At 63.0% G+C, this 6,654-nt stretch carries 7 protein-coding genes and 1 pseudogene; 4 read left to right on the forward strand and 4 right to left on the reverse strand.

Annotation, left to right across the window (positions count from 1 at the left end; all coding sequences use genetic code 11):
* The first annotated feature begins 181 nt into the window (after nucleotides 1–181).
* Nucleotides 182–1,171 (forward strand): zinc-dependent alcohol dehydrogenase family protein, encoded by a 990-nt coding sequence (locus C5F75_RS34760; RefSeq protein WP_104013439.1) that lies wholly within the window; start codon nucleotides 182–184, stop codon nucleotides 1,169–1,171.
* A 27-nt stretch (nucleotides 1,172–1,198) separates the two neighbouring features.
* Here C5F75_RS34760 and C5F75_RS34765 read toward each other — a convergent pair.
* The 4 genes and pseudogenes from C5F75_RS34765 to C5F75_RS34785 all read right to left on the reverse strand — a co-directional run.
* Nucleotides 1,199–1,459, reverse strand: a pseudogene (locus C5F75_RS34765) (helix-turn-helix domain-containing protein); the annotation flags it as partial.
* Nucleotides 1,460–1,648: 189 nt separating this feature from the next.
* A complete protein-coding gene (locus C5F75_RS34775; RefSeq protein ID WP_104013440.1) occupies nucleotides 1,649–2,572 on the reverse strand; it encodes an alpha/beta hydrolase in 924 nt (307 codons plus the stop codon).
* A 420-nt stretch (nucleotides 2,573–2,992) separates the two neighbouring features.
* A complete protein-coding gene (locus tag C5F75_RS34780; protein ID WP_104013441.1) occupies nucleotides 2,993–4,300 on the reverse strand; it encodes an NRAMP family divalent metal transporter in 1,308 nt (435 codons plus the stop codon).
* A gap of 49 nt (nucleotides 4,301–4,349) precedes the next feature.
* Nucleotides 4,350–4,604: a F0F1 ATP synthase subunit gamma gene (locus C5F75_RS34785; protein ID WP_104013442.1), complete on the reverse strand. Its 255-nt coding sequence runs from the start codon at nucleotides 4,602–4,604 to the stop codon at nucleotides 4,350–4,352.
* Nucleotides 4,605–5,385: 781 nt separating this feature from the next.
* Between C5F75_RS34785 and tnpA the strand changes: the two genes are divergently transcribed.
* From tnpA to C5F75_RS34805, 3 genes are all read left to right on the forward strand, one after another.
* Nucleotides 5,386–5,874, forward strand: coding sequence for an IS66-like element accessory protein TnpA (tnpA, locus tag C5F75_RS34795; protein ID WP_104013443.1), 489 nt, complete (start codon nucleotides 5,386–5,388; stop codon nucleotides 5,872–5,874).
* Nucleotides 5,850–6,200, forward strand: coding sequence for an IS66 family insertion sequence element accessory protein TnpB (tnpB, locus tag C5F75_RS34800; protein ID WP_104013444.1), 351 nt, complete (start codon nucleotides 5,850–5,852; stop codon nucleotides 6,198–6,200). The genes tnpA and tnpB overlap by 25 nt, the downstream gene beginning before the upstream one ends.
* Nucleotides 6,201–6,231: 31 nt before the next feature.
* Nucleotides 6,232–6,654: IS66 family transposase (locus C5F75_RS34805; protein ID WP_456151274.1), on the forward strand; the 423-nt coding region annotated here is incomplete at its 3' end.

Genomic DNA, 6,654 nt, shown 5'->3' on the forward strand with positions numbered 1-6,654 from the left:
ACCGGTCACTGGCTCAGGTCGATTCAGGACAGTTCGCGATTGAAGAAAGCGCGGAAACCGAGACTTGGTCTCCTTTTAGCTGCCAAGACTGACTCAAGCGCCGAGATACATCTGTCCTGATGCTGCTGCCGCCGTGTGGAGTGGACAGCGAAGTACGAAGACGATCGGGCGAGAGGCGAGCATGCTTGCGATGATGTTTGACGGCACGACACCGCATTTGCGCGAGGCGCGCGTGCCGGATCCGCGGCCGGCGCCGGGCCAGTTGTTGATCGACGTGCATGCATGCGGTGTCTGTCGAACCGATCTGCACGTCGTCGACGGCGAGCTCGCGCACCCGAAGCTGCCGCTGGTGCCGGGGCACGAAATCGTCGGAACGGTGCGCGTGCTCGGCGATGGCGTGACGGGGTTCTCCGTCGGCGACCGGGTGGGGGTTCCCTGGCTCGGTTCGACATGCGGGCATTGCGCGTATTGCACGTCGGGCCGCGAGAACCTGTGCGACAGCCCGGGTTTCACGGGCTATACGATCGACGGCGGCTACGCCGAGTGCGCGGTCGCCGACCACCGGTATTGCGTGCACCTGCCGCAACGCTATTCAGATCTCGAGGCCGCGCCGCTGCTGTGCGCCGGCCTGATCGGCTATCGAACCTTGCGCATGGCCGGCGATGCGCGTCGCATCGGCATCTACGGCTTCGGCGCGGCCGCCCATCTCGTCGCGCAGGTCGCGCGTTTCGAGGGGCGCAAGGTGTTCGCGCTGACGAAACCCGGCGATACCGCGGCCCAGCAGCTCGCGCTGTCGCTCGGCGCCGCGTGGGCCGGCGGCAGCGACGAAACGCCGCCGGAAACACTCGACGCCGCGCTCATCTTCGCGCCGGCGGGCGCGCTGGTGCCGGCCGCGCTGCGCGCCGTGGGCAAAGGCGGGATCGTCGTATGCGGCGGCATTCACATGAGCGATATCCCGAGCTTTCCGTACGCGTGGCTGTGGGGCGAGCGCCGGATCGCGTCGGTCGCCAACCTGACGCGTGCGGATGCGGCCAAATTCATGCGGATCGCCGCCGCGATGCCGCTGCGGGTCGAAGCCGTGCGCTACGCGCTGACCGATGCGAATCGCGCACTCGACGATCTGCGCATGGGGCGCGTGTCCGGCGCTGCCGTGCTCGCCATGCGCGGCTGATCCCGCCCGATCCCCGCGATCCGCTCGGATGCGCCCGAGGCCTTCCGGATCCACGATGCGGATCTGCTTGCCTTGCGCGGCGACGAGCCCGTTGCGCTGGAACTTCGACAGCATGCGGATAACCGTTTCGAGCTTCATCCCGAGATATTCGCCGATCTCGTCGCGTGTCATCCGCAGCACGAATTCGGCGGCCGAGTAACCGCGCGCCTTGAAGCGGGTGGAATGGTTCAGCAGGAAGGCGGCGACGCGCTGCTCGGCGGTCATAGTGCCGAGCAGCACCATCAGCGCCCCGGACTCTTCTGGCAGATCACTCGAACGCGCGCGCTTTGGCTCAACGCATACACGGAAACTGCTGTGCGAAACCGCACGCGCAACAGCCTCATACTTCAGGCGCAGATCGCCACATCGTTTTGATAGCGCGGCCAATCCTGACGCCGGGCTGGATGCGCCAGCGATGTAAACTGATCATAAAAGCAACTATGCCGTGCCAAGCCCACCAAGTTTCTCACTGAAAAAGTCGTTGAGCTTCGTTACGGCGGCATTGACATACGGCGCTGTGTCGTACAGCGCGACGTGCGTCGCGCCTTCCACCCAAAACAGCTCCTTTGGTTCCTGTGCGTTCGCGAAGGCGTCCGACGACATCCACGACGTGGCGGCCTCAGTGCCGACGATCATCAGCAGCGGGCGTGGCGCGATTGCATCGATGAGCCAGAAGGCGTCGAAGTGTGCAATGCGATCCACGCTGTTCCAGGTGAAGAACGTGGCTGAGCGCGGGTGATGCGCGCGCGCGGAGCAGTAGTACTCCCAGCCTTCGAACACGTGCCGGTCGCTCACGCGTGCCTGCGCTTCGGTCGGGAAAATCGGAAACACGCCGACGCCTTCTCCGTTGGCCTCGGCTGTGCGAGCCGCGGCGGCGGCATTGAGCATGCTTTGGAATATCGCGGGATTCTGCCGGCGGTCCGCACCGACGCGAAATTGCAGGCCGATGTCAGCGGCGCTGACCGTCGCCACCGCTTTGATGCGTGGGTCGGTGGCGGCGGCAGGAATGAGGTAGCCACCGGAGGCGCAGATTCCCAGCGCACCGATGCGGTCCGGATCGACGTTCTCGCATGTTGTGAGGAACGAGACAGCGGCCTTGAAGTCCTCGATGCGATGGGCCGGATCCTCGAGTCCACGTGGCTCGCCCTCGCTTTCGCCCTGATGGGCCGCATCGAAAGCAAGCGCGACGAACCCTTGCCGCGCCAGGTGCTGCGCGTACAAGCCGGCAGCCTGTTCCTTGACGCCGGCGCCGGGGTGGCCCACGACGATTGCGGGACGTAGGGTTCCGGCTTCGGTGGACTCAAGATAGAGGTGGCCGGCGAGTTTCACACCCGCACTGTCGAAGGTGACGAATATTTTCATGGTCGATCCTATGGAATTCAAAAGCGGCGCCGCGTGGCGTCTTCGGCATGTCGACAGTAGAACCCATCCACGTATCGGCCATGTTTCCCCAACAGGGGCTTCCTGTATGCCCGTTTTTCGGAGGCAGCGTCGGATACAGTGCGATACAAAAGCCCGTTCATCCCTAGATATGATGACGGCGCGTTGGATGGCCGTATGCTGGCATGAGCAGCGCCGGGGCATCGACGATTTGAAGCGAGAGCAGTTTCGCTCATTGCACACACCGACTGCTCTGGCTGCCGGCGCTGGGCCGTTATTCCGCCCAGGTCGTTTCGAACGGCTAGTTGCCGGCACGGCAGGCACGCAGATTGGTTGCGACGTGCCGACGGTGGAAGAAGATCCACCCGCTGCGATGCAGGCGCAACGCGTGCCTCGAACGACCTAGAACGACGTGGCCAGCATTGCTAGCGCAATCACCAGCATTACGCCAGTGGCGACCCAGCCGAGCCCGCGCAACCATCCTCGCGCGGCGGACCGCCCCATGATGTCGGCCCTCGAAACGATCAGCATCATGACGGCCATGACGGGAACCGCGACGACGCCATTGATGACCGCGCTCCAGTACAGCGCCTTGATCGCATTGATGGACACGAAGTTGACGATCATGCCGATCAGCGTGGCGAGCGCGATCGTTGCGTAAAAAGCTTTGGCTTCCTGAACCTTGCGCGTGAAGCCGACCGGCCAGTCGCGCGCTTCGCCGATCGCATACGCGGCGGACCCCGCCAGCACCGGGACGGACAGCAGCCCGGTGCCGACGATGCCGGTCGTGAAAAAGAGCGCGGCGAACGAGCCGGCGATGGGCCGCAATGCCTGCGCGGCTTGCGACGAGGTTTGAATGTCCAGCGTGCCGTGCGCATTGAGCGTGGCGGCGGTCGTCGCCAGAATCGCCAATGCGGCCAGATTGGAGAGCCCCATGCCGATCACCGTATCGATCTCGATGCGATGCAAGGCGGCGGGGCCTTGCTCGGGTGCTGCGAGCAGATCCTGCTGGCGCGGATGCGCGCGCATATCCTCGACTTCTTCTTCGGATTGCCAGAAGAACAGATACGGGCTGATCGTCGTGCCGAATACCGCGACCACTGCGGTCAAATAGCCGGACGTCCAGCTGATGCGCGGAACGAAGAGGTGGCTGGCGAGCTGGCTCCAGTTCACGTGCGCGACGGCCAGCACAGCGAAATACGCAAACAGCGACAGCGTGAACCATTTCAGCACGGCGACGTAGCGCGTATACTGCAGCAATAGCTGCATGCAAATACACACCGCGGAAAAGAACAGCACATACAGCCACTTCGGGCCCGGCAGCAATAGCGCCGTTGCGTCGGCCATCGCGCCGAGGTCCGCGCCCAGATTGATGATATTTGCGATCAGCAGCAGCACGACCACCCATTGCAGCAGCCAGTTCGGATAGTGCAACCGCAACACGCCGGCGATGCCGTGGCCGGTGGTGCGGCCGATTCTGGCGCTGATCATCTGAATCGCGACCATGAGCGGATAGCTGAAGAGCAGGGTCCACGCGAGGCCGTAGCCGAATGCGGCCCCCGCTTGGCTATAGGTGGCGATGCCGCTCGGATCGTCGTCCGAGGCGCCTGCGATCAGGCCCGGGCCGAGCACGCCGAGCAGACGTGGTTTGGAAGGGCCGACGACGGGATCGAGCCCGTCCGGATCGGTAGCTTGCGGCAAGTTGTCCATGCGGCTCTCGGCGAATGCGCTGCGAATACGTGTGAAAGGGGCGCCGCGCTCAGCGCGGCGGACGCGGCTCGCGCCGCTTGGTCCCGACCGCGGGACTGCCGGCGGACAACTCGACGATCTCGGCGGTGATCTCTTCCGGTCGCAGCCGGCGAAAGTCGCCCGTCAACTGTTCGAGCGTATCGTGAACGGCGGCGCGGGCAGCCACCATTGCCCGCATGCGGGCTTCGTTTTCTGCCGTGAACGATAGCATAAGCGCCTCGCACAGTTGCGCGAACGCATACTCTTCGGCAAGTTCCGTGAGCAGGTGTTGAAGCCCTTAAAAACTGCTAATCGTGTCCACAGATTACGCTAATGTTAGACACGCCCCCGGCCCCGTGAGATAAGGCATTGCCGCCGTTTCGCGCGTCTTTTGACGCGTTGCGTTTTGGCAACGCGCGCACGCTCGGATGTCCGTTGATTTTGCTGACGCGTTCTACCTGTCCGTTAATTCCGCTAACGCGTCTGACGAGGCTCGAATAGGAGCGGCAATGACGGTTTCCGAGGAAGCAGTTAGCAGAGCGGAAAAAGTAGCAAAAGTCCTCCGGCCATTAGGGTGAGGACCGCTTTCGAAGAAGCGCGCGGTTTCGGCTGCCAATCTGCTGGGCGTCCACTGGACTACGGTCTATCGTCTACGGCGGAAATTTCTGGCAGACCCGGTAGCGAGCGCGGTCATCCCAAAGCGACGAGGCCCATCTGAGAGCAGCCATCGATTGGGACGGGCCGTTGATGCAGTGATTGACGAAGTAGTGCACGTCTGGCTGCCCACTCAACGACATTTGGCGCATCCTGCAACCGATCTCGTGCTGGAGGTTCAACGCAGATGTGAGCTTGCCGGACTGCAGCCACCAGGCCGAACCACCATAGGCCGGCGGTGGGCTCAGCATCGCGAGGCGGACGCCCTGCAGCGCGCGGCCCTTCCCAGCGCGCTGGCAGCGCCAGGTTCGCTTGTCGCAAAGTATCGTAAGCGGTCGAATAACGGCGCCCTTGTGTAGAAATCGCTGCACTCTGATGCTACGTGTCCACGTGGACAGCTGATATCAGGGCGTATGAGTGAGAAACAAGACCTACGGAGCCGATTGGTCGTCGGACGGAAACGAGATGGCCGCCGGGAATATGACGATACGGCTCGTGATGAATTGGTACAGATCTGCCTCCAGCCAGGCGTTTCAATAGCCCGGACTGCGATGGAGCACGACCTCAATCCGAACCTGCTACGCAGCTGGATTGCGCGCTACCAAAAGATCCAGGCCCAACTCGAACATGAGCGGGTAGCTCGGACGCCTGCAATTTCCGACGGCGTTGCGATCGACCTCCCTAATACACCATCGGCGTTCGTGCCAGTTGTTGCGGTTCCCCCTTCGTCACCAGCACTGCTACCGGAGCCGTTACCTCCGATTCGAGCAATGGCACTATCGCTGCACGTGCGTCTGACCAATGGTGTCGAGCTTGATCTTGGCGAAGCAAGCGTCGATGAGCTTGCCACGGTGATCCAGATGCTGGGGAGGTTGCCGTGTTCCGGTTCGACGAAGCGCTGAAGATCTACCTGCATCGCGATCCGGTCGACTTCCGCATGGGTATCAACGGGCTGTCGATCCTGGTCGAACAGGCGATGCACCTTAACCCGATGACCTCGGCGCTGTTCGTGTTCGGCAACCGACGTCGTGATCGAATTAAGATCCTCGGCTGGGGTGGCAACGGCTTCTGGTTGCTGCTCAAGCGCCTCGAAGCCGATCGCTTCATCTGGCCAAACGGAGGTGAAACGATCACGCTCAGCGCCGAGCAGTTGCACTGGCTGCTCGACGGAATCGATCTGGCCGTGATTCAGAAGCATCCCCAGCGATATTACGCGCGAATGAGCTGAACAACGCGCGCACGGTATGGTCTAACCGACCATGCCGAACACCCCCGTCACGCTGAGCGCTGAGGAGTACGAGGCGCTGATTGCCGCGAGCGCCGAACGTGACGCGCTGCGCGGTGAACTTCGGCTCGTAACGGCCCAGCGCGATCTGGCCGAAGAGAAGCTGCGGGCCTACAAGCACGAACTGTTCGGCGCATCGAGCGAGGCGCGCCATGCCGACCAGCTTGGCCTGTTCAACGAAGCAGAGGCACTGGCGACGACTGCCGATGCGCCTGCGCGCGAGGACATGCCCGGCACGTCGGTTGGAGCCCACACGCGTAGCAAGCGCGGGCGCAAACCACTCGATCCGAAACTGCCGCGTGAGATCGTGCGGCACGAACTGCCCGAGTCCGAGCGGTTCTGCGCGCATGATGGCCATGCTCTCGTCGAGATCGGCGTGGAAACGAGCGAACAGCTC

The organism is Burkholderia anthinoferrum, from assembly GCF_002925705.1.
Lineage (GTDB): Bacteria > Pseudomonadota > Gammaproteobacteria > Burkholderiales > Burkholderiaceae > Burkholderia > Burkholderia semiarida.

Bases quoted from the DNA above. Each gene is read 5' to 3' on its own strand.
- C5F75_RS34775 (WP_104013440.1), bottom strand. From the start codon at position 2,572: ATGAAAATATTCGTCACCTTCGACAGTGCGGGTGTGAAACTCGCCGGC.
- C5F75_RS34760 (WP_104013439.1), top strand. From the start codon at position 182: ATGCTTGCGATGATGTTTGACGGCACGACACCGCATTTGCGCGAGGCG.
- tnpA (WP_104013443.1), top strand. From the start codon at position 5,386: ATGAGTGAGAAACAAGACCTACGGAGCCGATTGGTCGTCGGACGGAAA.
- C5F75_RS34780 (WP_104013441.1), bottom strand. From the start codon at position 4,300: ATGGACAACTTGCCGCAAGCTACCGATCCGGACGGGCTCGATCCCGTC.